This is a genomic window from Acinetobacter sp. UBA3132 (genome assembly GCF_002364825.1).
GTDB classification, from domain to species: Bacteria; Pseudomonadota; Gammaproteobacteria; order Pseudomonadales; family Moraxellaceae; genus Acinetobacter; species Acinetobacter schindleri.
Map to the genome: position 1 here is coordinate 7667 of NZ_DEZM01000195.1, position 22803 is coordinate 30469.

The window sequence follows — 22803 nt, forward strand, 5'->3', positions numbered from 1 at the left end:
TCATATAGGGCAGCAATATAAAATGCTTTCCCATCCTTACGTCTTACACCCCAGCGCTGTGGCTTATTATCAAAATATTTAGACTCATAAAACTCTGTTACCGGGATTACGCCAAATTTACATTTCGCTGTTGCCTCGGCAAAACTAGGCTTCTGCAGCAAGGTTTCGTTACGAGCATTATAGGTGCGAGTTCCGATGGTTTTATCCTCAGCCCATTTTGGAATCAAACCAAAATTCACCGAGCGCCATTCCAAACCAAATTCTGACTTGAATAACAAAGGCAGCTGATAATTGGGATAGACTTCTTCCGGATATTCAAACGGAATTTCAGGAAGATTAAGGTCATGCAGTTGCTGCAAGGTGAGCGGTTTAAAATTAGCGCACATAAAGTCTTTAAAAACAAAAAATCACCGAAATATTATAATACTTCGGTGATCACAGACCTGTGTGTTTTTGCTAACAGGACTATTGTTTTGGCAAGGTCATCCAATGTGTGCGGGTAAATTCCTCAAAGATCCAACGTCCATTAAAACGCCCCAGACCTGAGTTTTTCTCCCCACCAAATGGTGCATTCGGTTGGTCTGCAACCGTAATTCCATTAATGTGCGTCATACCCGCATCTATTTGAGCAGCAAAACGTTCACCACGTTCAATATTTGAGGTACAGACTGCGCTGGAAAGCCCAAAGCGAGAGTTATTTGCCAAATTCAGTGCATGTTCTTCATCATCTGCTTTTAGGATCGGTAGAATCGGACCAAAACTTTCTTCCTGAGCGATTTCAAAGTAAGGATCGACATGAGTAAAGATATGCGGTGCCACTACATTTCCTTCTATACCGCCTTCATAGACCAGCTGTGCATCTAGTTGTTTGGCATGTTCGATAATCTTGCGATGCTTTTCAACTTGGCTCTGATTAATAATTGGTCCAATGATGGTTTCTGGCAAGTCTGGATTACCCACAGGGATGGTTTTCACCCGCTCTATCAGTTTATCTACATAAGCATCATGCAGGCTCTGATCAACAATGACCCGATTGGTGCTCATGCAGATCTGTCCTTGATGCATAAAGCGTCCCATAACAGTAAGTTCTACTGCCAGATCCAGATCTGCATCATCCAGAATGACCAGTGGTGCATTGCCACCCAATTCCAGTGCAAGACGTTTCATACGCGAACTTGACAGTGCTTTACTTCCCACCCCCTGCCCAACTTCAGTTGAACCGGTAAATGAAATCATTTTTGGAATAGGATGTTCGACAAAATAATCACCGATTTCTTTGCCAGTACCGACTATCACATTAAAGACACCATGTGGCGTACCCGCTTCTTCGAATAATTTTCCAAGCAGTGTTCCACCTGTGACCGGCGTATCGCTGGCCGGCTTGAGCACAACCGTATTTCCGCAAGCGATTGCGGTAATAACTGAACGCATGGATAAATGAAAAGGGAAATTCCAAGGGCTGATTACTGCAATCACACCAAGCGGTTTACGTATCACAATACTTTTACGTGCAGGATCTCGACTTTCCAGCTCTTCTGGCTGGATTAAATCCGGGAATTTGGCACTTTCCTGAATGATTCCCAGCGATGCATCTACTTCAAGATTTGCCTTAAAGCGCGTACTACCAGATTCCTGGATCAACCAGTCTACAATCTCTTCACGGCGTCGCTGAATGATATTGGCCAGGTTTTGGATCAGCCCTTTACGCACCTGAACCGAAGTTAAGGCACCTTGCTCAAACGCTGCCAGCGCTGCCTGATAAGCACTATCTACATCATCAGTACTTGCTGCCTGCAAGGTAAAAATTTCCTGTTGAGTATAGGGATTAAAATTTTGAATCGTGTGGATCGAGCTGCCTTGCTGCCATTGCCCGCCAATAAATTGTTGATCTAGATTTTGATAGGCTGTCATTTCCATCCCTACAACTTGTGAATTTTTCTCTACTTTATCAGAACAATTTTATAGATCAGAGCTGAGCGACGAATTGTTACGCTTTTATCGACAAATTTATATGTTCTCTATTTTTAATAACTGATTCATTTTAGATAGCCAACAAAAAAGCCTCCGAAGAGGCTTTTTTAGATCAGACAGGATTAGTCACCTGTATAACCTTTCAATTTTAAACGCGCTGCATGAAGTAAAGGCTCTGTATAACCTGCAGGTTGCTCACCACCCTTGAAAATCAGGTCAGAAGCAGCCTGGAATGCAATATTGTTATCAAAGTCAGCTGCCATTGGCGTGTAGAATGGATCATTGGCATTTTGCTCATCCACAATTTTTGCCATACGCTGCATCACTTCTTCAACCTGTTCACGAGTTACGATACCGTGACGCAACCAGTTTGCAACGTGTTGAGAAGAGATACGTAAAGTTGCGCGGTCTTCCATCAAACCTACATCGTTGATATCAGGCACTTTTGAACAACCCACACCCAGATCCACCCAACGAACTACATAACCCAGGATACCCTGACAGTTATTTTCCAGTTCTTTCAGTTTCTCTTCTTCTGTCCAGTTGGTGTTGGCCGCCAATGGTGGTGTTAACAAGTCATCAAGAGGCAATGCTTCAGTTGCAAGTAATTCTTGCTGGCGGTTTGCCACATTAATTTGATGGTAGTGAATCGCGTGAATCACTGCGCCTGTTGGAGACGGTACCCATGCACAGCTTGCGCCTGCTTCTGGATGCTCAGTCTTGGTTTTGTACATGTCTAATAGCATATCCGGTTTCGGCCACATACCTTTACCAATCTGCGCTTTACCACGTAAACCTGTTTGCAAACCGATCATTACGTTACGGTTTTCATAAGCCGGGAACCATTTTTGACCTTTAATTTCACCCTTACGAACGAATGGACCTGCTTCCATGAAGGTATGGATTTCGTCACCAGTACGGTCCATGAAACCGGTATTAATGAAGATCGTGCGGTCTTTGGCCTGAGCAATACAGTTTTTCAGGTTAACAGAAGTACGGCGTTCTTCATCCATAATCCCGATTTTCAGGGTTTTTGCAGGTAAGCCAAGCGCTTGTTCAGCACGCTCGAACAGTTCTACTGCAAATGCCACTTCTTCAGGACCATGCATTTTTGGCTTCACGATGTACATCGAACCTTTACGTGAGTTCTTGATCGTGTTTTCACCACGAATGTCAGCAATCGTAAGAAGCGGAGTAACCAATGCATCCATGATGCCTTCATAGATTTCTTCGCCATCTACCAAGATCGCCGGGTTAGTCATCAAGTGACCTACGTTACGAAGTAACATCAATGAACGGCCGTGAACTTTAGTTTCACCACCTTCCAGATTTTTGAAGGTACGGTCAGCATTCAGTTTACGGGTAACTGTCTTACCGTTCTTTTCAATTGACTCTTCAAGCGTACCGCGCATCAAGCCTAACCAGTTACGGTAGCCTTCTACTTTTTCTTCAGCATCAACGGCTGCAACTGAGTCTTCCAAGTCTTGGATTGTGGTTACAGCAGCTTCAAGAACTACGTCTTTTACGCCAGCTGCATCAGTTTGACCAATTGCGCTTGCTGCATCAATTTGGATGATTGCATGTAGACCATTGTTTTTAAGTACAACTTCTGTCGGTGCAGCAGCTTCGCCGTTATAACCGACGAATTTAGATGCATCTGCAACAGTTGTTGTAGAGCCATCTTTTAGCGTTACAACCAGCGCATTACCTTCAACTGCATATTTGGTTGCATCAGCATGTGAACCATTTGCCAATGGGAAAGTTTCGTCTAAGAAGTTTTTCGCAAATGCGATAACTTTTTCGCCACGTTTTGGATTATAGCCTTTACCCTTTTCTGCGCCATCTTCTTCAGAGATTACGTCAAAACCGTAAAGTGCATCGTATAAAGAACCCCAACGTGCGTTTGCCGCATTTAAGCAGTAACGTGCATTACGTACAGGTACCACTAACTGTGGGCCTGCCAATAGTGCAATTTCTTCATCTACGTTTTCAGTCGTAATTTGAAAATCTTCTACTTCTGGTAGCAAGTAGCCAATTTCAGTCAAGAAAGCTTTGTAAGCTTGTAATTCAAATGTGTTATTGCGGTGCCATTCATCGATTTTCGCCTGAATGTCATCACGCTTAGCCAAAAGTGCTTTGTTTTTAGGGCTAAGATCAACAACGACTTGTTCAAAGTTCTTCCAGTATGTTTCGCTGTCCAAACCAGAACCTGGTAGTGCTTCATTTTCGATAAAATCGTAAAGTTCTTTAGCAATCGCTAACTTGCCTTTTTGAATACGTGCAGTCATTGTCTTTCCTGATATTGCTACTTTTTATACAAGAGATTCTAGTATAACGATTAAAATTTAGCTGAATAGTACTATCACATTCCTAAATAATGATCATTTTATTTAGCGTCACCCTCATGTCCGCTAATATTGATCAGAATGTTTCGTCATCAATTCACTAAATACCCTCATGACAGTGTATAAAGTTTTCGAAATGTAGAAATTAGACTTAAGTTCAGATTTTCGCACAAAAATCACGCATTTCCATATACATTGTCATTCTTGAAGTCCGATTAAGCCATGAAATGTGCTTATTGTCGATAAACTGCCCAGTAATTTTGCATAAAAAAAAGCGCCGGTTAACCGACGCTTTTTGAAGCTTTATTCAGTATTGCTGGAGGCAATTTTCTCAATCTGGCGATGCTCCGAATGCAAGTATTCATCTGATTGCATTTCCAGCAGACGTGAACGGGTCCGTTCAATCTCGAAAGCCAGTTTTTCACCTTGGTAGATGTCAATGATATTGTCTTCAGAAGTGAGTAGCAATTTCACACCACGGTCATAGAATTCATCTACCAGGTAAATGAAACGGCGTGTACCATCATTCAAGAAGTCGGTCAGGTGCGGCACATTGCTGACCAGCACAGTATTATAGATATTGGCGATTTCAATAAAGTCAGCCGGACTACGCGGTTTCAGGCACAGTTCTGCAAATTCACACCATAATACATCTTCGGTATGTGCCACAGTTTCGACAATACGGTTATTGATGATGATCGGTTCATCAGAATGCTGCTGGGTCTGGGTTAGTGCGCTAAAACGCTGTGCCATCCAGTTTTTATTATCATGCGTTAACGGGAACTTGAATAACTGTGCCTGTTTGAGTACACGCAAACGATAATCCACACCTGCATCGACATTTAGAATTACACAATTCTTTTTTACCAGCTCAATGGTCGGAATAAAACGGTCACGGTGGATGCCATTTTTATATAGGCCATCTGGGGCAATATTCGAGGTCGCGACCAAGGTAATGCCGCGCTCAAACAGTTTCTGAAACAGATCACTAAGGATCATGGCATCGGTTACATTCGATACGAAAAATTCATCAAAACAGATGACCACGGCATCTTTATAAATCTGGTCTGCCACCAAATCTAGCGGATTACGTTGACCAGATAATTTGTTCAGCTCACGATGCACATGCTGCATAAAGTGGTGAAAATGCATGCGGATTTTACGGCGAAATGGAATGGAATCGTAGAACTGATCCATCAGCCAAGTTTTACCACGACCTACACCACCCCACATATACACACCTTTCGGTGAGGTTTGACGGCGGAAACGGCGGAATGCTTTCTTGGAAGCCTTAAAGCGTTGAATTAACTCCACCCAGACACGGTCTAGCTCATGTACTGCAATCGCTTGTGCATCATCCGGCATGAACTGCCCCGAAGACAGTGCCTGTGCATAACGTTCTGCAGGAGATAAGGGGCTAAAGGCGTTGTGCTGATGTGAATTTAAGTCGGACATAAGGTTCATTACTATTGAGATTCATAAAAAATTATAGCGAAGATTTAACTTCAAGCCATAACACTTTGGCATTAGCAAACTTAGGTTATTTTACATATTGGCGTGGACTCTGACCAAACCAGCGTTTAAATGCGTGATTAAACGCCGCCGGTTCAGAATATCCTAGCAATTCTGCAATCATTTCAATTGAATATTGTTTATATTCAATCATTCTTAAGGCTTTATCCTTAATGATATCTTCACGGATCTGCTTATAACTGGTATTCAGCTGCTGTAGCTGATGCCGTAAGGTCCGTTCCGGAATATTCAAGGCTTGCGCAGTTTCTGCCATGGTCGGCATTCCTCCACTTTGCAGCTCCAAATAGTCCTGCACTCGTTGGATTAATGAAGGTGTCTTTTCATCTTCACGCAATCGTTCCAGTTCAGCAATACACTTCTTTTCATACAGCTTGAAGGTCATCTCATCTGCTGAAGGAATCTTGACATTTAACACCGCTTCATCAAACCAGAAAGCGGCCTGATCGGCATTGAACTGTACCTGATGCCCATAATAATCATGGTAGAGCTGTAACTGTTTTAACTCTTCCGGCTTTGGAAATGGCAATTCAATCCTTACTTCAGGCACCGAAAGTCCCATCATCTTGTACAAGTCCTGAATAAACTTGTAAGTCCCAGAGATTTCAGCCTGCGCGACCAGCTGACCTAATTGGTCCTGCACATTACTTGGACAATAGCAAAGTGCAATGCGATGCCTAGCCTGCTTGAAACTCATTTCCCCAGTCAGATGGGTTAACTGCTGAAAACGGATACCATGAATTAGTGCATCTCTCACGGTAGGACTAGTCACCAGTAGCATGAGCAGCGGGCCATATCCTGCCAGTGCATAATGCTGTCCGATTAAGATCCCTTTTTCTGGTGCAACTCCCTCACCTACAACTTTGAGTACATCATATTCCAGACTGGGATGAATGATCGACGTAGGATCAAGGTCATCTATACGCAGCCCGATATTGTCCAGCTTATGCTCCAATGCAATGCCTGCCTTGCGCATCCCCTGAATCAAGTACATCAAACTGAGTATCGATCTCTTCATTGCGATTTGAATTTAATAGGATTGTTCCTGTTTTACTATAAATTTTAAAAATTCTCTATTGCCGTTTTGATCAATTTTGTCGTCTTATTAATCATGTTTGATCTTAGAACTTTACAATATTCTAATAAATCTGGATATGCACGGATTGCACAGCATGAATACTACAAAGAAAAATAACACAACCAAAATTGCTATTATTGGTGCAGGTTTTGGCGGAATTGCAATGGCCATTCGTTTGCAACAACAAGGAATTACAGACTTTATAATTCTTGAAAAGTCCAATGATTTTGGCGGTACTTGGCGTGAAAATCAGTATCCGGGTGCAGCCTGTGATGTGCAATCTCACATGTATTCTCTATCTTATGCACCGAAAGCTGACTGGTCAAAAAGATATGCAGAAGCGCCGGAAATCTTTGTCTATATTCAACAACTGGTCAAAGAATTCAATGTTCCTGCATTTACCCGTCTAAATACCGAAGTTAAAGCTGCACATTATGATGAAAAGCGTTGTCGCTGGGCATTAACTTTAAATGAAGATGAACAGCTGGAAGCACAATATGTCATTTTTGCATCCGGTCCTTTGCATGTCCCGCAAATTCCGAAGATTAGCGGAATCGAAAAATTTAAAGGTAAAGTCTTCCACTCCTCTCAATGGGATCACAGCTATGACCTCACTGGTAAAAATGTCACTTCGATTGGAACAGGTGGCAGTGCCATTCAGTACATTCCAGAAATCGCTCCACAATGCAAACAGCTCTATGTGATGCAGCGCACTGCAGCCTGGGTGATTCCACGTGATAAGCGGCTGTATCATGATTTGGAAAAGAAGCTTTTTGCACGCTTTGACTGGTTTCGAAAATTACATCGTATTCGTCTGTACTGGTCGAATGAATCCCGTGTCGTCCCTATCGTAAAACCGACCGTGATGAAATATACACAGAAACTGGCTGAAGCTTATATCCGCTATCAGGTCAAAGATAATAAAGTTGCCCAAAAGTTAATCCCAGATTACATCATGGGTTGTAAACGGATTCTGGTTTCCAATAAATATTTCCCCACCTTTAATCGGCCTAATGTCGAACTGGTCACTGACACAATTCGGGAACTGACAGAAGACAGCATTATTACTGCAGATGGTAAAAAACGGCCGATTGACTGCCTGATTTATGGCACAGGTTTTATTACTGATCCGCGTATTTATCTGAAAAACTTTGAATGCACTGGTCTAAATGGCATCAAGCTCAATGAGGTCTGGAAAGATGGTGCGGAAAGCTATTATGGTATCTGTATCAAGAGTTTCCCGAATTTGTTCCAGCTGCTTGGTCCAAATACTGTGCTGGCGCATAACTCGGTCCTGTTTATGATCGAGTCACAAGTAGAATATATCCTGCAGTTAATCCAGATAGTTGAACAATCGCATACTGAGGCGATCTTGGTCAAAGATGAAGTACATGAGCAGTTTAACGCACAGGTACAACACATGATGGAGAATACTGTCTGGCAATCAGGCTGCGTGAGCTGGTATCAACAGGATGGCGGCAAAAATTTTGCCTTATGGCCCACTTACACCTGGAAATACTGGCTGAAAACCAAATGGGCTAATCCATCAGATTACCATTTACTGGGTAAAGCCAGTTAAAGCAACAACATAATCGTTAAAGGGATGGCATAATATGGAAAATTTTTATTTTTCCTGATTATGCAATCCTTTTGGCTTATCTTCCAATTACTGTTTTGTCTGGCGATCGGCTTTCTTTGTGCCAGAAAGTTGCCTCAAACTGTTGTTAAAGTATCTTTTGCCGTTCTACCCTATTTTAGTTATGTGCTACTGATCGCGATTGCTTTTGAGTTTTCACAACTTCTCGATGAACTCAAGCACCCTTATCAAATTCTGAGTACCTCTCTCAGTATTGCAGGGATCACTTCACTCGGTGCCTTTGCCTGTTGTTATCTGCTGTTTAAGTGGGCAGGTTATCAACCTTCCTCAGGACGGGTTTCTACACAACTGGTAATTAAATCACTCATCAATATCAGTTATGCCTTTATTGCGCTCGGCATAGGTTATTTGCTGCATGCGGGTTTAGGTAGCTTAAATATTCAGGCACAAATCAGTACCTGGCATTTACTGCTTGTGTTTATGTTCCTGATCGGACTCGATCTTGCCTATTCCCCACTCGACCGCTCATGGCTAAACTGGAAAATTCTACTGGTACCACTCGGTTGTATTCTCGGTTCACTACTGAGTGTACTGCTCTATGGCATATGGCAATCTGATATCAGACTTCAAGACCTGATTATGCTATCGCAAGGTTATGGCTTCTACTCGATGAGCGGTATTGTGGTGACTGAACTCAGGAATGCTGAATTGGGCAGTATTGCACTGATGAATGATCTGTTTCGGGAGATCTTTGCAATTCTACTGATGTATTGTCTTGGCTGGCGCTATCCACGTGCTGCAATTGCAGCTGCAGGTGCAACATCCATGGATGTCACCTTACCGATGGTAAAACAGGCCTGTGGTAATGATTTTATTCCGCATGCCATGTTGAGCGGCTTTATTTTGTCGGTATTGGCACCGATGATGGTCAGTGTTTTAGCAGCCATCTAATTCATTAGCTCTCTTTAAATCTCTCCCAAAGGGAGAGAAGCGAAGCTTTTAAAATAATAGAAGAAGCCCCCCTTGAAAATGAAGAGCCTCAAAATATATTTTGAGTATACAAGGGTGAGGGAAAATATTGAAGAATCATGTTCAAATACTTAAGTTAATCTCCTGATAGCTCTCCTACTGTATCAACCATCTCTGAAGCCAGCTCTACAATATCAACACCATCAAGACGCGACATCCAGTTCCATGAACTCGCAGAGTTATACTGTTTCTGGAGTCGTTGCTGTTCAAGCTGATCTGCTATTTTTTCCAATTCATGATTTTGTTCCAGTAATTTTTGTTCTCGCGTTTTCATTGTAAATTCCTTTTTTATTTTTATATTGTTTTTTCAATGTATAAAAAAAGCCTTTCGTTTGAAAGGCTTTTTATCGGATTGATAGAATTACAAGGTTGCCAGAATATCTTTTAAAGTCTGACGCATATTTTCAGATTTGGTAATTGGACGACCAATCACCAAATGCGTCGAACCATCTAGCATTGCCTGCTTTGGCGTTACGATACGTTTTTGATCATCAGCATTTGAGCCTTCCGGACGGATCCCCGGCGTTACCAATGCAAAGTCTGCACCAAGTGTTTCGCGCAGCATTTTTGCTTCTTGCGCAGAACACACCACACCATCTAGACCACTGTCTTTGGTCAAAGCAGCAAGACGTTTCACATGCTCAAAGGGTTCAATATCCAGACCGATATCTTTTAAATCTTCACGACCCATTGAAGTTAATACCGTTACCGCGATCAGTTGGGTACTATAATTCCCAGCTTTAAGACGCTCGACACAGGTTTCCATCATTTTACGACCGCCAGAAGCATGTACATTCACCATCCATACACCCAAGTCTGCGGCTGCACATACTGCCTGCGCAGTAGTATTTGGAATATCGTGAAATTTCAAATCAAGGAAAACTTCAAAACCTTTATCTTGCAGTGCTTTGACGACTGATGGGCCTTCATGGGTAAATAACTCTTTACCAATTTTTACACGGCAAAGCTCAGGGTCTAATTGCTCGGCAATCGTCAATGCGTCATATTGGCTTTTTGCATCCAAGGCAACGATAATACTCATAACAAGACCCTTTAAATTGACAAAATTAAGGCATTATACGGATTTCAGCTGTATGAACAAATATATAAATTATGAAAACTGTTTCTTAATTCAATTTAAATCTTTTATTTGTAAAACATTTTTTTTAATTAATTTTATTTTTAATGGGTTTATAAAACTTAAAGCATAAAAAAGCACCCTGAGCAAGACTCAGAGTGCTTTAAATATAATCAGGAGAAGTTTAAATAGTCAAAGTTATGACATCACATCCTTATAAAGGTGTCGAAGGTCGATCTTGAGGATGGATATCAACAACTGTCTTTTCATGGCGTGAATGAGCAGCTGCTTCTGCTGCCATTAGTTTCGCTGTATTCAGCTGCTCTTTACGCAGGTGGTCTATGTCTTTACGCAATCGCTTAATTTCCCAGCTGTTTTGGAAAACTTTAAATACCTGTACACCCAGCAATAGGCCAAGAATGACACCCAATGACAGTGTCAACAACAATAACAGGCCTAAACGCATTGCAGGAACCTGAGTAAATAACAGGTCTACAGATAGTTCAGTTCCATTTTGCAATACCAGTGCCAGTGAATACCCAAATACAACGAGTAATAAAACGACGAGTACGTAACGCATAACACGCCCCTTGAATTATTTGTTTGCTGATTCGTTTACAGCATCACGTAGTGCCTTACCTGGTTTGAAGTGTGGAACCGCTTTTGCTGCGACTTCAACAGACTTACCGGTTTTCGGGTTTCGACCAATACGTGGCTCGCGATGATGCAATGCGAAGCTGCCAAACCCACGAATCTCAATACGGTTGTCTGTCGATAATGCTTCGATCATTTGATCGATCATGATCTTCACAGCTTCTTCAACTAAAGGCTCAGCTAAATGCGGGTTCTTTAGGGAAATACGCTCTATTAAATCAGACTTATTAAGTGCTTCAGTAGTCATCTGCGACCTCTTTAATTATCAAGCTACTTGGACTCTCTATGGCGATAATAACCTGTTTAAATACAAAACGGTAGCGCAATAATTAAATACTACGCTACCGTTTACAGTAATCGTTCAGAAAATATTAGTTAACTTACATTAACAATACATTTCCTGTGCTTACTTAGTTGCTCATTTGCGCCTTGATCAAGTCACCAATAGTCTTAGGACCATTTTCTTGACCAGCAGCAGCTGTTTTCAAGTTAGCAACAGCTTCTTTCTCTTCAGCTTCGTCTTTCGCTTTGATAGACAAGTTGATAGAGCGAGATTTACGATCTACATTGATGATCTTAGCTTCAACTTCTTGACCAACTTCAAGGAACTTAGTTGCATCTTCAACGCGGTCGCGGTTGATTTCAGATGCTTTAAGAGTCGCTTCAACTTCGTCAGCTAACTTAACTGTAGCGCCTTTAGCGTCAACAGCAGTTACAGTACCTTTAACAAGCGCACCGCGTTCGTTAGCAGCTAAGAAATCGTTGAATGGATCGCTGTTCAATTGTTTGATGCCAAGGCTGATACGGTTGCCTTCAGCGTCTACAGACAAGATAACCGCTTCAACTGTGTCACCTTTCTTGTAACGACGAATCGCTTCTTCGCCTTGTTCATTCCAAGAAATGTCAGACAAGTGAACTAGACCATCGATACCGCCTGGTAAACCAATGAAGATACCAAAGTCAGTGATAGACTTGATCGTACCAGATACTTTCTCGCCTTTGTCGTGGTTCTTAGCAAACTCTTCCCATGGGTTAGCACGAGTTTGTTTGATACCAAGAGAAATACGACGACGCTCTTCGTCTACTTCAAGAACCATAACGTCAACTTCGTCACCAATCTGAACAACTTTAGATGGGTGGATGTTTTTGTTAGTGTGATCCATTTCAGACACGTGTACTAGACCTTCAACGCCTTCAGCGATTTCTGCGAAACAGCCGTAGTCAGTTAGGTTAGTTACGCGAGCTTTAACGATAGAACCTTTAGGGTAACGGCTCATGATCGCTAACCATGGATCTTCGCCTAATTGTTTAAGGCCTAAAGATACGCGGTTACGTTCGCGGTCGAATTTAAGTACTTTAACAGTAACTTCTTGACCAACTTCAACAACTTCTGATGGGTGCTTGATACGTTTCCAAGCCATGTCAGTGATGTGAAGAAGACCGTCGATACCGCCAAGGTCAACGAACGCGCCGTAGTCAGTAAGGTTCTTAATCGTACCAGTAACTGTTTGACCTTCTTCAAGCTGAGCAAGAAGCGCTTCACGGTCAGCTGAAGATTCAGCTTCCATAACAGCACGACGTGAAACAACAACGTTGTTACGTTTAGCGTCAAGCTTGATTACTTTGAATTCTAACTCTTTGCCTTCTAAGTGAGTCGTATCACGAATAGGACGAGTATCAACTAAAGAACCAGGAAGGAACGCACGTACTGGACCGATGTCAACAGTGAAACCGCCTTTAACTTTACCAGAGATAACACCAGTAACAATTTCGCCGTCTTCAAAGATTTTTTCAAGTTTAGTCCAAGTCTCAGCGCGTTTAGCTTTTTCGCGAGAAAGAACAGTTTGACCCATACCGTTGTCAAGTGCTTCAACAACTACGTCTACAGTGTCGCCAACTTGAACTTCAAGTTCGCGTTGTTCATTTAAGAACTCAGCACGGTCAACAACACCTTCAGATTTAAGGCCAGTGTCAACAGTTACCCAATCAGAGTCGATGCTTACTACAACGCCTTGGATGACTGCACCCTTTTCAACGTTGAGGTTTAATTCGCTTTCTTCAAAGAGGGCTGCAAAAGATTCGGTCATGATATTTCCGATAAAGTCAGCGGTCTTGGATCAGACAAGGCCGGTTTAGTTAAGCGTCTACATAGTCCCATATAAAACTGATCGAGCTATGCGTCTGCTGAATTTGATAATTCGGTTAATGAGCTAACTGGCTGTCGATATAAGCGGTCATCAGATTAAATACTTCATCGATACCCAGTTCTGAGCTGTCGATAATATAAGCATCTGCTGCCGGCTTGAGCGGAGCGACCGTGCGTTCCATATCTCTTTTATCTCGAGCCTGTATATTTGCTAAAATGTCGCTTATTTTAGCATCCAGCCCCATGCCCTGCAACTGCTTTACTCGTCTGTTCGCACGTGATTCAGCCGATGCGGTCAAATATATCTTGGCTTGGGCATTCGGAAAGATGCTGGTTGCCATGTCACGACCATCTGCCACCAGACCTGGTGCTTGTGCAAAAGCATGCTGGCGGCCCACTAATGCAGCTCTAAGTTCAGGAATTGCGGCAACTTTTGAAGCAAACTCACCAACACGTTCAGTACGGATGGTGTGGGTCACATCCTCACCTTCTAACCATACCTGTATTCCAGTTGCAGTACTTGTAAACTGGATGTCTAAATTTGTAGCAATGTGTACGCATTTTTCCAGTTCACTATCTAATGATTCCAGCAAATCCTGCTGCTGCAATGACAATCCAAGCAGGCGATATAACGCACCTGAATCTAACAGATGGAAACGGTAATGTGCTGCAATTTTCGCAGCGAGTGTCCCCTTGCCCGAACCACTTGGTCCATCAATGGTAATAATTTGAACTGTCATTGCTTTTCCATTGTTGTTTAAACAGATTTTGCGAGTTTCGCGAAGCCTAGTTTAATCCCTGCTTTTAGCTGTGCAAGGATTAATTTGCTGACAAAGGGTGCACGAGCCTGCAATTCAATGGTATAGGTCACCAGTGTCTTATCAGCTGAAACTGCTTCAAACTCGATAATACCCAAGTGATGTTTCACCAGCGGATTTTTAATAATTTTATATTCAATCCGCGAATTCGGCTCAAGTAGTGTGATCTGTTCCTTTAACGGCTTGATCGGCCCAATACCCAGGCTACGAATTGACCCCAGACCATCAGGACGTTCAGGATCCGCAGAATCCTTGATACGTTCCACCTGAATCGGTGCAAAGGCTATATTATAAGTTGCATGTTTAGACAACAGGTCAAACACCTGCGCTAAAGGTGCTGGAAATTCTTTTTTTACTTGTATGGCGTTCATCATAAGTCCTGTTTAGGGTTGTTCTTTTTAAGGGCTAATATTAAACAGAATTCAGGCCTGATTCTGATCATTCATTTTGCCTTTCTTGTAACTTTAATTGTCTTTTCTGTTCCCGGCGCATTCTAAAGAAATCGCTGAGCTGCCCGGCACACTGCGCTTGCAAGCATCCCGATTCAAACTCAAAAACATGATTGTAGTAGCCAGTTTCAAAGAGCTTACGTGCACTGATCAATGAGCCTGCTTTCGGCTCTGTAGTACCAAAAACCACGCGGGAAATCCGTGAATGTACCAGTGCCCCTACACACATGGTGCAAGGCTCCAAAGTCACGTAGAGAACTGCATCACCAGGCAGGCGGTAGTTTTGAATGGCCTGACAGGCTTCACGAATGGCCACAATCTCTGCATGTGCGGTAGGGTCATTCAATGAAATTGGAGAATTGAAGCCTTGACCAATAATCTGGTTATTACTGACAATAATTGCACCCACAGGAATTTCTCCCTGGGCTGCCGCTAATGCAGCCTGCTCGTAGGCAAACTGCATCCATTCTGCATCGGTTTTAATATATTCAGTCATGAATCAGCTGATGACACCATACTGTCTTAATAGCGCATTCCAGCTGTCAATTTGAGTAACTGGCGGATTATTGCCAAAGATACCTTTCAGACTCAGGTCAGTACCTTTCTCCCATTCCGGAGATAGATCCTTATCGACCAGACGTGCCCGCACACCTTCGACAAAGTCCGGATGACGGATTTTCCAATCGGAAATCTGGATTTCCAGCTCAAAAACTTCATTCCAGGAATGTACCTGTTTACCCCATTGCCATAATAACCAAGTTAAGGCAGCAGTCGCTGGAGAACCTTTTTGAAGATTTTCACTGGCTTGACGCAACCAGTCGCTACGCGCATCTCTTAAACCAACAATCGCTTCATAATCATGTTCAAAGTTAACGCCACGGCAGACACTATGAATGACATCAAGTGAATTTTGCAATGGTCCAGGCCCTACAGGACGATGCATACTGTTTAACGTATCATCAATAGCGCGGAAATCTCCCGCCGGATAATGCTCCCAGTCAACATTGACCATTTTGTGCAGAACAGCATCACGCTGCATATCGCAGATATGGGTAGCCCAGCCAATACCATACGCGCCAGCCGCGGTCATGATTGAACCTGTTAAACCGGTAAATAAACCAATCGCACCACGGTCTGCTAGGAAACGCGTTGCACCAACATCTGGATACAGACCGATATTGATTTCAGGCATTGCCAGACGGGAATATGGCGTTACCAGACGGAACTGTGCTGCCATAAATAAACCTAGACCACCACCCATCACATAACCTTCGCCCCATACCAGCACTGGTTTGGCATAGTTATGTAACAACAGATCTAAAGCATATTCCTGCTCAAAGAATTTGTTCGCAGTTGCAACTTCATCATTGATGACTAACTGACGCAATTTACGTACATCTCCACCTGCACAGAATGCTTTAGGGGTGGTCGAATCGAACCAAATTGCTTTTACATTGTCATCGTGATGAAAATCTTCAAAAACCTCAAGCAAGGCCGATGCAATGGTTTCATCCAGTGCATGTAGTGATTTCGGACGATTTAATCGAACGATGCGCCATCCATTTTGGGCTTCTTCGACAATCAGATCTGAGTGATATTGTTTTGATACAGGAGAATATGTCATGCGTCCAGCTGCCAATCTATAGGCTCAATGCCATGTTGTTTAAGATAATTGTTTGCTTTGGAAAATACTTTACAACCAAAGAATCCGCCACGGTTTGCCGACAACGGCGACGGGTGTGCGGCTTTAAGTACAAGATGTTTATTCTGGTCAATGCGTTGTCCTTTACGCTGCGCGTAAGCACCCCAAAGAATAAAGACTACATTTTCACGTTGTTCATTAATGACATCAATCACGTGATCAGTGAATTCTTCCCAGCCACGTTTTTGATGTGAAGTCGGCTGGCCCGCTTCTACGGTTAATACTGCATTCAGGAGCAATACACCTTGCTCTGCCCAATGGGTCAAGTTGCCATGTTTAGGAATAGGCACGCCCAGATCCGAGTGCAACTCATGAAAAATATTACGCAAAGATGGAGGCAATGCAACCCCTTTTTGCACCGAGAAACTCAAGCCATGTGCTTGATTCGGGCCATGATAAGGATCCTGTCCTAAAATCACCACTTTCACCTGATCCAGCGGTGTCGTATTTAGCGCATTAAAAATCAGATGATTCGGTGGATAAATAACTTTGTCTGCTTTCTTTTCTTCAATCAGAAAATTTTTAAGTGTATCCATTTTTGCACCGAGTAAAAAATCACTCAGGCTATATTTCCAGCTTTCATCCAGCTGGACTTTATTCAGTTTTGCAATTTGCTGTTCAGTTAATAAAGACATTTTTTCATCCTAAATTGATGTCATGCAGTTTAAAACTGAAACAGCTTAAACTTTTACCTGTAAGTCTACGGTTGGGTTGTGGAATGGAATCCCCTGTCTCAACTTGTTGAACATATCAGGATCAGTCCATTCAGCTTGCACCTGTTCAGAAAATTCAATCCGATCCAGCTTAAGTAGCCCCATTTGCTCATTTTCAATATCTTCCAAAAAGCTTTGCGCGTAACCGGTATCAGTTTCATGCACAATCACGGAATACACCTCAACATCTCCTTCACCATTCTGGGTAATGGTTGAAGCTAGCACTTGCTGCGCTAAAAAGAAGAAAATACGCGAGAACTGTTCAGCAGACGGCGATACTGGCAATGACACCCAACGTGCACTAAAATTCTTGCAGGCCTGAATGTATTCGGGATTATCGTCCTGCCAAAAGCAGATAGCATGATCGAATGAATCAAAAAAGTCCTTGATGACACCTTTTAGCAAGCCAAAGTCATATACCATCTGACCATGATCGAGCTTAGAGGCTTTCAGTAATAATTCTACTTTATAACTATGACCATGGATCGAACGCTTACAGCGATCCGATGTGCAATTTCGCACGATATGAGCATTTTCAAACTTAAATAGCTTACGAATTAACATGTGCCGTAATGTCGTCAAAAAATAGGGGAATTCACTACAATTATAAAGCAAAACTAGAAGAAGGAGGATTAATTTTGCAGTTCACGTTAATAGACAAAACGGATCATATACAGCTTCTACGCACTCTGGCTGAAGTATGAAGATAATTTAAAATGGCGCCATACTGCGATACGAGACATAGACCTGCTTATCTTGCCGTATCAGATCACTGCTAAACTGACGCTTACGTTCACTCAGCATCACTTCAATCCGTGCTTTAAAGAACTGGGACTTTACGCCCAATAGCGTGGCAAACTGGTTACGATTTTCAGCAGCTACCTGATCAAAAGGAGCGACTTGCCAAAGTTCAGATATATTAGCAAAGTGCTCCTGTTTACCAAATTTAAGATCCAAAGCTTGTTGCACAGCATTCACATCCAGCTTGTCATCCAGACTTGCCAGCAAAGCCGCTGGTGCCGTATTGATATTCACCTGCGTATCCTTTAGCGGGGCTGCCGTTACGTATGGTAGCAGCAGTTTATAGCGGTTCTCTTCAAAACCTCGTACCAGCTTGAGTTGTTCTATACTATGAAAATTGGCATTGGGTGGCAATGCAGCATTTGGCAAACCTTGATAATGAATGGATTCTGCTCCCATAGCACCAATTGGCAGTTCATCTTGATCCTGCCAGTCAATCACTGCTTCACTTAATTGTTCCGGTAATCCAACCCGTTTCAAAATCAGTTCAAACCATTTTTTCGCCGGTTCATTTACGGTTCCATCTTCAGCCACCAGACTGTTCAGATTAAACTTGCCCGACTCATCCTCTAGCCTGCCAGCAATATAGCCATCATCCACAGGAAAAGGTGGCATCTGTTGTGCCCAGGTTTCGTTCAGATGATCAATATCAGCGGCATTTTCAGCATCATCTACAAGCAACTCGGAAAAGAAGGCTTCAGCACTTTTGGCATACATCAAGGACTGATTTTGGCGCATCAGATAAGCTGTACTTTCCGCGGTCGCAGCCTGACGTTTGGCAATCGTTGCCGCCAGGATGGTTGCCAGTGTAACCATGACCAGAATGGTTATTAATGCGATACCCTGTTGCTGCTTCATACTTCGATCCTATGAGCTGCCTATATTATTGGTATTATTTGACAGATAATCTGTGTTCAGCAGACTGAACAACCATTCATATTGCACACCCTGTACAGTCAGATTGATCTTGATACCTTTCGGTAAAAGCTGCTTGTTTTCAGTACGATTTAAATCTAGTCCACTTTCCGGCCATTGTGTGATTTCATTTGGATTCAGTGCAGTAATTTGAAACTGTTCTACATCACTTAGCAATATGCTCGATTCAGGTTGATCGCGTCCGGTCTGGTTCAGGTTCCTGAATTTAAGCCGATAGACTTTTTGCTCATCCGCCCGGTATTGATATTCCACCCGCTCATCCGGCGCGATGCCTTGTTCCAGCGGATCCGTAACACCAGTCTTACTAAAATTAAAACGACCATCTTGCAATACTAAAGCTGGCTGAATATCACCATTTACATTTGCGGTTAAGGGTACTGTTTGCACCATATCACGCAGAATCTGCTGATAGCCCTGCTGTAATTGATTTAGCTTTTGTTCATGAAGGGTATTTTGATCGCGCGTGACCCGAATATGATCAAAGACCTGCCATCCCAATGCAGACAATACAGCAAAGATCGCAATCGCAACCAGAAGCTCGACCAGGGTAAATCCATTTTTTTTCATTGTGTCTGATTCACCCGATGATTAAAAAACACCAGACTACTGACACCAGATTCCAGTTGCCCAGTATCAGCATTGACAATACCAACCTGAATATCAATACGCTGTACATTTGGGCTAATGGTTGGTTCAGATTTCTTATCAATCTGCCAGGACTCACCCTGCTGGGTAATTTGCCGGGATGAAGTTCCTGTTAGCCATTCCTGATTGATTTCCATTTGTGCTGCTTCATTTAAAGCAACAAACTGAGCTTTGGTGCGTAAGATGGCATGGGAAGTCGACTGGGTATATTGCATTGCCACTTTAGTCAATGCCATGGCTGCGGTAGCAAAGATTGCCAGTGCGACCATGACTTCCAGCAAGGTAAAACCTGAGGCACGATTAAGTCGAGTAACACTCGACCTGAGCGGCATTGTCGCGCAAGAAAGTCCGAAAGCTGTGCTTGAGGAGCTGCGATGAGTGTAATGCTGCTTCACCGCTGTGTAAGATAAAGAGCTATGCTCGAGGTACACATAATGAAATCGATCAGCACTCGCCTTAAATGACTTGATTGCATCAGCTCCAGCACTCTGCTTGAAATATTTAAATTTCATTGATTTTACCCAGGTGGTCGATTTCAATCGCAGAACCGACTTCATTATTATCAAGATAAAACTGAATCCGTGCCGGTTTCACTTCCCCATTACCAAGCCAAATCAATTTTGGTGCATCCTGCATAGTCAAATCCCGGTTTTGTGCATTTTCATAACGCTGGTCCAAGGGCTGAATCTGCAAAGATACTTTATCTGGCAAAGCTTGGGTCTTAAATTCAGTATAGTGAATCCATTTCTGTGATGTGCTACTTAAGCTAAAATCGGTATTGGTGGGATTTTTTTGATATTCCACCACAGTGTACTGAAATGGGCTGACATCCGTTGCCGGCTGGGTCTGCAAGGCGAGCACCCGAGCCTGATCATTCGCTTCACGTAAAATGCGTTGTAAATCCAGCATAAACACTTCACGTGCCTGCATCGCTTTACGCTGATCTACCCCACCTATATTCAGCATCACCAGAGATGCCAGAATTCCCATAATGACAATCACCACCATCAACTCAATGAGTGTAAAACCACGATTTGATGATAGAGACTGGATTTTCATGGAATGCCTTTAAGCAAACTGCTCAACCGAATTAATTTTCTTGGGTAAAGCCAGAGCCTGGTCGATATAGGCCACACGTAAAGTATCACGAGAACCAAGGTAACGCTGATAGAAACTGGAGTTCAGGATTGCAGCTGCACCATGAGTCAGTGACCAGATTGAAGCCAGATAATCACGTACCGGCATACTGCTTTGAATTGATTCCAGATAGCTTTCTGTCATGCGAATAATCAGACGTAAACGCTGTTTCCGGATCTGGTAAAGCTCAGTAAATAATTGCTGAATACCCACCCCAGTCGTCGATAAGCGTTCCTCAATCTGATGAAACAGTACCGTACGCTCCGGATGATGCAAATGATGCAACATGAAGAAAGCCAAATGTTCTGGAAAAGCCTTTTCCGCATCCTGGATCATTTCCAGCAGCATACGTTCATTACGGATGATGAGCAGCATGTACAGCTCATCCTTGCTTTGGAAATGTTTATAGAGTGTGCCTTTAGCCAAATCCAGTTCTGCAGCCAACGCATCTAGCGTCATACCGGCTTCACCATTTTCAAGTAGCAGCTGTTCTGCCACTTGAAAAATCAAGGTTTCTCTTGCTCGAAACTGAGCCTGACGATCCATCTTCACCCTATAACTCTCTTCTGCTCTTATTTAATTCGTATTACTTAAAACTTAGAAGATTTTCAAAATTCTGCATTGTGATTGCAGCCATTTCTTCCAAGCTCTTATCATATACATCACATAAGGCTTTGGCTACAAATGGAACGTATTTCGGTTCATTTGATTTACCCCGATAAGGCACGGGTGCCAGATAAGGACTATCTGTCTCTATCAACACGCGATCCAGTGGAACCTGTTTCGCCACATCACGTAAATCCTGCGCATTTTTGAAAGAAACAATGCCTGAGAAAGAGACATAATAACCACAGTCAAGAACTGCTTTGGCTGTTTCCCAATCCTCAGTAAAACAGTGCAAGATGCCATGTGTAGATTTTTCAGCGCGAATGATATCTACTGTGTCATGTTTGGCTGAACGGGTGTGGACCACCACCGGTTTTTTCACGACTTGGGAAGCATGAATATGACGCGCGAAACATTCTTTCTGTTCTTGGATAAAATCAGTGCTATGGAAATAATCCAGACCTGTTTCACCTAAAGCCCAAACTTTTTCTGGCTGTGTCAGCTCAACCAGATAATCCGTAGTTGCGCGCGCCATGGTTGCAGCATCTTCACAAGGATGCACACCCACGGTGTAGCCTACATCAGCATGTCGTGCCGCAATCTTGGCCAGTTCGATATGATCATCAAGATCTACCGAAATACTCATAAACCTGGAAACACCTGCTTCACGTGCCTGTGCCAATGCCAGATCCAGGTCACCGCTGTAAGGCGTTAGGTCGAGTAAAGTTAAATGACAATGCGTATCTACAAACACGGTGCAGTCCTTTTCAGCAGGGAGAATCTACATAGTGTAGCTTCTACGCCCTGCAGATTTAAGCCCCGTAGTCAGTCGTTCGGCCTCATTTTTAAAGAAAATGCCTTTATCACCGCTTAACTGGATGCCAAAACCTTGTGGTTTAATGCCATTTTGTTTTTGTGATACCCAGATGACTTTACCGGTTAAAGGAATTTTTTGTGATTGTTCAGGTAAAGTAGTCAGGACGAAAACTTCATCCCCGAGCTTTACTGTCTGATTGGAAGGAATAAAAAGACCACCGCCTGCAACAAATGGCATATAACTGGCAAATAGAGTTTCAATATCAGGAATATTGGCCTGAATAATCCCCCCCATACGTGATTGCATATTCTTCTCCTTGTTCGTTAAAGATTCATCAGTCGAATACAGAGCTGATCCAGAACCAGATTGCTTTGTACATTCTGTTCCAGATACTGTTTAGACTGCTGAAATTCCCCATAAATATCAAAAAGCTGTTCTAATGAATATTGTTGAGCCAATACATCAAATTCCAAATCGATGTTTTTAACGGCTTGATTTAGCTTGACACAAATCAAATCCGACAACAAGTATTCAAACATCTGCCCAAAATCACTAAAGTTCAGGCTTTTGTTCCATCGCGTCGCAATTGCGATCGGCATATTTTTTTCTATAACCAGTTTTTTCCAGTCTTGCAAAAAATCCTGACGCATCGGCATCCAGGCACTCTGAGCCACTTCAATCGCCTGTAACGGCATCTGATTGGCCAGATTCATTAATAATTGTTGTTGGGAAGATCCTGCATCTGGTAAAT

Annotated in this window: 25 protein-coding genes and 1 pseudogene; 2 read left to right on the forward strand and 24 right to left on the reverse strand. The window is 42.8% G+C overall.

What is annotated here, in order from left to right; translation table 11 throughout:
• The 5 genes from B4033_RS10735 to B4033_RS10755 all read right to left on the reverse strand — a co-directional run.
• On the reverse strand, positions 1–386 hold a 386-nt coding region (locus B4033_RS10735), incomplete at its 3' end, for an SOS response-associated peptidase family protein (protein ID WP_286833866.1).
• A 79-nt stretch (positions 387–465) separates the two neighbouring features.
• Positions 466–1911 carry an aldehyde dehydrogenase family protein gene (locus tag B4033_RS10740; protein ID WP_048881296.1) on the reverse strand — a complete coding sequence of 482 codons (1446 nt, stop codon included), beginning with the start codon at positions 1909–1911 and terminating at the stop codon, positions 466–468.
• A gap of 182 nt (positions 1912–2093) precedes the next feature.
• Entirely contained in the window at positions 2094–4259 is a 2166-nt protein-coding gene (locus B4033_RS10745) for a malate synthase G (protein ID WP_004815622.1), read from the reverse strand.
• Between the two features lie 360 nt (positions 4260–4619).
• Positions 4620–5771, reverse strand: coding sequence for a cell division protein ZapE (zapE, locus tag B4033_RS10750; protein WP_048881298.1), 1152 nt, complete (start codon positions 5769–5771; stop codon positions 4620–4622).
• A gap of 85 nt (positions 5772–5856) precedes the next feature.
• On the reverse strand, positions 5857–6864 hold the full coding sequence (locus B4033_RS10755) for a helix-turn-helix domain-containing protein (protein WP_286833875.1): 1008 nt from the start codon (positions 6862–6864) through the stop codon (positions 5857–5859).
• Positions 6865–7018: 154 nt separating this feature from the next.
• Between B4033_RS10755 and B4033_RS10760 the strand changes: the two genes are divergently transcribed.
• Positions 7019–8503, forward strand: a complete 1485-nt coding sequence (locus tag B4033_RS10760) for a flavin-containing monooxygenase (RefSeq protein ID WP_286833880.1) — start codon at positions 7019–7021, stop codon at positions 8501–8503.
• A gap of 60 nt (positions 8504–8563) precedes the next feature.
• A complete protein-coding gene (locus B4033_RS10765) occupies positions 8564–9472 on the forward strand; it encodes a lysine exporter LysO family protein (protein ID WP_286833883.1) in 909 nt (302 codons plus the stop codon).
• A gap of 154 nt (positions 9473–9626) precedes the next feature.
• Here B4033_RS10765 and B4033_RS10770 read toward each other — a convergent pair whose 3' ends face one another.
• The 19 genes and pseudogenes from B4033_RS10770 to B4033_RS10860 all read right to left on the reverse strand — a co-directional run.
• Positions 9627–9824 carry a hypothetical protein gene (locus tag B4033_RS10770; RefSeq protein WP_004815611.1) on the reverse strand — a complete coding sequence of 66 codons (198 nt, stop codon included), beginning with the start codon at positions 9822–9824 and terminating at the stop codon, positions 9627–9629.
• Between the two features lie 87 nt (positions 9825–9911).
• Positions 9912–10592 carry an orotidine-5'-phosphate decarboxylase gene (gene pyrF, locus B4033_RS10775; RefSeq protein WP_004815609.1) on the reverse strand — a complete coding sequence of 227 codons (681 nt, stop codon included), beginning with the start codon at positions 10590–10592 and terminating at the stop codon, positions 9912–9914.
• A gap of 250 nt (positions 10593–10842) precedes the next feature.
• Entirely contained in the window at positions 10843–11208 is a 366-nt protein-coding gene (locus B4033_RS10780; RefSeq protein ID WP_004815608.1) for a lipopolysaccharide assembly protein LapA domain-containing protein, read from the reverse strand.
• 15 nt (positions 11209–11223) lie between these two features.
• Positions 11224–11529: an integration host factor subunit beta gene (locus B4033_RS10785; RefSeq protein WP_004815605.1), complete on the reverse strand. Its 306-nt coding sequence runs from the start codon at positions 11527–11529 to the stop codon at positions 11224–11226.
• 163 nt (positions 11530–11692) lie between these two features.
• Complete coding sequence (gene rpsA, locus B4033_RS10790; protein WP_004815604.1) at positions 11693–13369, reverse strand: 30S ribosomal protein S1; 1677 nt, start codon at positions 13367–13369, stop codon at positions 11693–11695.
• 115 nt (positions 13370–13484) lie between these two features.
• Positions 13485–14168 carry a (d)CMP kinase gene (cmk, locus tag B4033_RS10795; RefSeq protein ID WP_286833893.1) on the reverse strand — a complete coding sequence of 228 codons (684 nt, stop codon included), beginning with the start codon at positions 14166–14168 and terminating at the stop codon, positions 13485–13487.
• 17 nt (positions 14169–14185) lie between these two features.
• Positions 14186–14617, reverse strand: coding sequence for an SRPBCC family protein (locus tag B4033_RS10800; RefSeq protein ID WP_286833895.1), 432 nt, complete (start codon positions 14615–14617; stop codon positions 14186–14188).
• Positions 14618–14684: 67 nt separating this feature from the next.
• Positions 14685–15191, reverse strand: coding sequence for a tRNA adenosine(34) deaminase TadA (tadA, locus tag B4033_RS10805; RefSeq protein ID WP_286833897.1), 507 nt, complete (start codon positions 15189–15191; stop codon positions 14685–14687).
• Between the two features lie 3 nt (positions 15192–15194).
• On the reverse strand, positions 15195–16319 hold the full coding sequence (locus B4033_RS10810) for an enoyl-CoA hydratase/isomerase family protein (RefSeq protein ID WP_286833899.1): 1125 nt from the start codon (positions 16317–16319) through the stop codon (positions 15195–15197).
• Positions 16316–17032 (reverse strand): uracil-DNA glycosylase, encoded by a 717-nt coding sequence (ung, locus tag B4033_RS10815; RefSeq protein WP_286833901.1) that lies wholly within the window; start codon positions 17030–17032, stop codon positions 16316–16318. Before ung ends, B4033_RS10810 begins: the two co-directional genes overlap by 4 nt.
• Before the next feature lie 45 nt (positions 17033–17077).
• Positions 17078–17674, reverse strand: a complete 597-nt coding sequence (locus tag B4033_RS10820; RefSeq protein WP_286833902.1) for a 6-pyruvoyl trahydropterin synthase family protein — start codon at positions 17672–17674, stop codon at positions 17078–17080.
• Between the two features lie 147 nt (positions 17675–17821).
• Positions 17822–18769 (reverse strand): type II secretion system minor pseudopilin GspK, encoded by a 948-nt coding sequence (gene gspK / locus B4033_RS10825; RefSeq protein WP_286833903.1) that lies wholly within the window; start codon positions 18767–18769, stop codon positions 17822–17824.
• A 9-nt stretch (positions 18770–18778) separates the two neighbouring features.
• The gene (gene gspJ / locus B4033_RS10830; RefSeq protein WP_048881308.1) at positions 18779–19414 is read right to left on the reverse strand and encodes a type II secretion system minor pseudopilin GspJ; all 636 of its coding nucleotides are present in this window, start codon (positions 19412–19414) and stop codon (positions 18779–18781) included.
• The gene (gene gspI / locus B4033_RS10835) at positions 19411–20004 is read right to left on the reverse strand and encodes a type II secretion system minor pseudopilin GspI (RefSeq protein ID WP_286833904.1); all 594 of its coding nucleotides are present in this window, start codon (positions 20002–20004) and stop codon (positions 19411–19413) included. The genes gspJ and gspI overlap by 4 nt, the downstream gene beginning before the upstream one ends.
• Positions 19994–20551, reverse strand: a complete 558-nt coding sequence (locus B4033_RS10840; protein ID WP_286833905.1) for a type II secretion system protein — start codon at positions 20549–20551, stop codon at positions 19994–19996. Before B4033_RS10840 ends, gspI begins: the two co-directional genes overlap by 11 nt.
• 9 nt (positions 20552–20560) lie before the next feature.
• Positions 20561–21175 (reverse strand): TetR/AcrR family transcriptional regulator, encoded by a 615-nt coding sequence (locus B4033_RS10845; RefSeq protein ID WP_004892793.1) that lies wholly within the window; start codon positions 21173–21175, stop codon positions 20561–20563.
• Between the two features lie 40 nt (positions 21176–21215).
• Positions 21216–21989, reverse strand: coding sequence for a TatD family hydrolase (locus B4033_RS10850; protein ID WP_286833906.1), 774 nt, complete (start codon positions 21987–21989; stop codon positions 21216–21218).
• Between the two features lie 27 nt (positions 21990–22016).
• Complete coding sequence (locus B4033_RS10855) at positions 22017–22358, reverse strand: PilZ domain-containing protein (protein WP_004815576.1); 342 nt, start codon at positions 22356–22358, stop codon at positions 22017–22019.
• Positions 22359–22375: 17 nt separating this feature from the next.
• Positions 22376–22803: pseudogene (locus B4033_RS10860) on the reverse strand (DNA polymerase III subunit delta'); the annotation flags it as partial.

Bases quoted from the DNA above. Each gene is read 5' to 3' on its own strand.
- B4033_RS10740 (WP_048881296.1), bottom strand. From the start codon at position 1,911: ATGACAGCCTATCAAAATCTAGATCAACAATTTATTGGCGGGCAATGG.
- B4033_RS10745 (WP_004815622.1), bottom strand. From the start codon at position 4,259: ATGACTGCACGTATTCAAAAAGGCAAGTTAGCGATTGCTAAAGAACTT.
- zapE (WP_048881298.1), bottom strand. From the start codon at position 5,771: ATGTCCGACTTAAATTCACATCAGCACAACGCCTTTAGCCCCTTATCT.
- B4033_RS10755 (WP_286833875.1), bottom strand. From the start codon at position 6,864: ATGAAGAGATCGATACTCAGTTTGATGTACTTGATTCAGGGGATGCGC.
- B4033_RS10760 (WP_286833880.1), top strand. From the start codon at position 7,019: ATGAATACTACAAAGAAAAATAACACAACCAAAATTGCTATTATTGGT.
- B4033_RS10765 (WP_286833883.1), top strand. From the start codon at position 8,564: ATGCAATCCTTTTGGCTTATCTTCCAATTACTGTTTTGTCTGGCGATC.
- B4033_RS10770 (WP_004815611.1), bottom strand. From the start codon at position 9,824: ATGAAAACGCGAGAACAAAAATTACTGGAACAAAATCATGAATTGGAA.
- pyrF (WP_004815609.1), bottom strand. From the start codon at position 10,592: ATGAGTATTATCGTTGCCTTGGATGCAAAAAGCCAATATGACGCATTG.
- B4033_RS10780 (WP_004815608.1), bottom strand. From the start codon at position 11,208: ATGCGTTACGTACTCGTCGTTTTATTACTCGTTGTATTTGGGTATTCA.
- B4033_RS10785 (WP_004815605.1), bottom strand. From the start codon at position 11,529: ATGACTACTGAAGCACTTAATAAGTCTGATTTAATAGAGCGTATTTCC.
- rpsA (WP_004815604.1), bottom strand. From the start codon at position 13,369: ATGACCGAATCTTTTGCAGCCCTCTTTGAAGAAAGCGAATTAAACCTC.
- cmk (WP_286833893.1), bottom strand. From the start codon at position 14,168: ATGACAGTTCAAATTATTACCATTGATGGACCAAGTGGTTCGGGCAAG.
- B4033_RS10800 (WP_286833895.1), bottom strand. From the start codon at position 14,617: ATGAACGCCATACAAGTAAAAAAAGAATTTCCAGCACCTTTAGCGCAG.
- tadA (WP_286833897.1), bottom strand. From the start codon at position 15,191: ATGACTGAATATATTAAAACCGATGCAGAATGGATGCAGTTTGCCTAC.
- B4033_RS10810 (WP_286833899.1), bottom strand. From the start codon at position 16,319: ATGACATATTCTCCTGTATCAAAACAATATCACTCAGATCTGATTGTC.
- ung (WP_286833901.1), bottom strand. From the start codon at position 17,032: ATGTCTTTATTAACTGAACAGCAAATTGCAAAACTGAATAAAGTCCAG.
- B4033_RS10820 (WP_286833902.1), bottom strand. From the start codon at position 17,674: ATGTTAATTCGTAAGCTATTTAAGTTTGAAAATGCTCATATCGTGCGA.
- gspK (WP_286833903.1), bottom strand. From the start codon at position 18,769: ATGAAGCAGCAACAGGGTATCGCATTAATAACCATTCTGGTCATGGTT.
- gspJ (WP_048881308.1), bottom strand. From the start codon at position 19,414: ATGAAAAAAAATGGATTTACCCTGGTCGAGCTTCTGGTTGCGATTGCG.
- gspI (WP_286833904.1), bottom strand. From the start codon at position 20,004: ATGAAATTTAAATATTTCAAGCAGAGTGCTGGAGCTGATGCAATCAAG.
- B4033_RS10840 (WP_286833905.1), bottom strand. From the start codon at position 20,551: ATGAAAATCCAGTCTCTATCATCAAATCGTGGTTTTACACTCATTGAG.
- B4033_RS10845 (WP_004892793.1), bottom strand. From the start codon at position 21,175: ATGGATCGTCAGGCTCAGTTTCGAGCAAGAGAAACCTTGATTTTTCAA.
- B4033_RS10855 (WP_004815576.1), bottom strand. From the start codon at position 22,358: ATGCAATCACGTATGGGGGGGATTATTCAGGCCAATATTCCTGATATT.